Genomic DNA, 1,359 nt, shown 5'->3' with positions numbered 1-1,359 from the left:
TCTTTGTGCCTTTGTGGTGAAAGTCTTTTAACTAACAATGGCAAGGCTTTCACGCGCCATGGGCATTTGTTTGGCAAATAGCCGCGCTACTTGTGTCCTTTAGGGTAATTAGTTAACCAAATGAAATCATATTTTCTGACTAAGTGGGCAGTCTATTCTCGGACAGCCTCCTGGCCAGAAATACGATTCCATTTGGCCAACTTATTCACCTCACAAAACCGGATTTTAACCCCAATTTTCTGCCGTCCTTGCCAAGGGGTCGCCAAGACGGACCCTATTCCCGGAAATTCACATCAAAATTGTAGCTGTCAATCAGCTGTTGAATTTGGGCATCCAGTTTTTTCTGGTGATTTATAAAGGCACTCTGCTGATTCTGATGTTCCATAAACAGGGCATCACCGTTTGCATAAAACTCTTCCGCTCCAAAGAATCCGTTCTGCGGATGCTTTTTTTCACGACTTGCCTGCTCAGCAGAAAAATAGAACGCATACTTTTGTGATACCAGAATCCAGCCTCTCTCCATAACCCGGGCGGTTATAATAACCTCCGTGTCGGTATCTGAAAGTGGGTTTATGGTTCCCGGTCGATTGATTGTCAGGGGTTCCATTTCATAATGTGCAAGCTGACCCGGATAGACCGGATAGGACTCCTCTATCTCCCACAACTGGTCGATATCCCCTCCCTCGGCGAACACGGTCCCCCTTCCATTCGACCGCGCCCTGACCTCGACATCAAGCTCAATCACGTTGCGGGCATTGGCTGGAGGCGCCACGTTCGCACCGGATTTTTTTAATGAAACTGACAGCTGTTTTTCCAGATACCGGGCCACATCGGAAGCGGTATGTTTTTTATCAACATAAACGGTATTTGATGATTGAAGGCGTGCTCTGGAGAAAAGACTGTCAGCAAGTTGATTGGCAATAATATTCCAATATTGAGTAAATGGAACAGGTTCATGCTCCGGTGGGGATACTGCCAGCGTTCTGGTTGAAGGAAGAAGTCCACCGATCATTAACAAACCTGTGACAACGGACAGGTATAACTGCTTATTAACCACGATACATCCCTATACTGCTTTTTTATTCAATGTAGCATGTGCGTGATTGGTGTTTATTTAATCTGAACGACCGGTCATAAATTCGGGATGACGGAACAAGAAACCGGTTTATCCACTCGGTAATACTTGAAATAATGATAAACCCCAATCGATTATTGACAGAATACGCTATAGAATCTCCCTCTTTGTCCAAAGCAGGAATAAGTAGCTAACCATATGAAATCACATATTTCTGACTCCTTGTTCAGGCACTCTGCTTCGTTACAACTCCGGTCACATAGCTACGGCTATGCTCCCTCCGT

General features: G+C 45.2%; 1 protein-coding gene. It reads right to left on the bottom strand.

The features are described from left to right. Positions 1 to 274: 274 nt before the first annotated feature. Positions 275 to 1,012, bottom strand: coding sequence for a hypothetical protein (locus tag KDK14_RS19590; protein ID WP_257266899.1), 738 nt, complete (start codon positions 1,010 to 1,012; stop codon positions 275 to 277). Positions 1,013 to 1,359 lie beyond the last annotated feature (347 nt).

Source organism: Endozoicomonas sp. ONNA2 (genome assembly GCF_024606365.1).
In the GTDB taxonomy this organism is placed as follows: Bacteria; Pseudomonadota; Gammaproteobacteria; order Pseudomonadales; family Endozoicomonadaceae; genus Endozoicomonas.
Note: the sequence above shows the minus strand (reverse complement) of the source record. Positions and strands in the feature narration are given on the sequence as shown.

Coding starts and splice junctions, on each gene's coding strand:
- KDK14_RS19590 (WP_257266899.1), bottom strand. CDS start 1,012: ATGATCGGTGGACTTCTTCCTTCAACCAGAACGCTGGCAGTATCCCCA.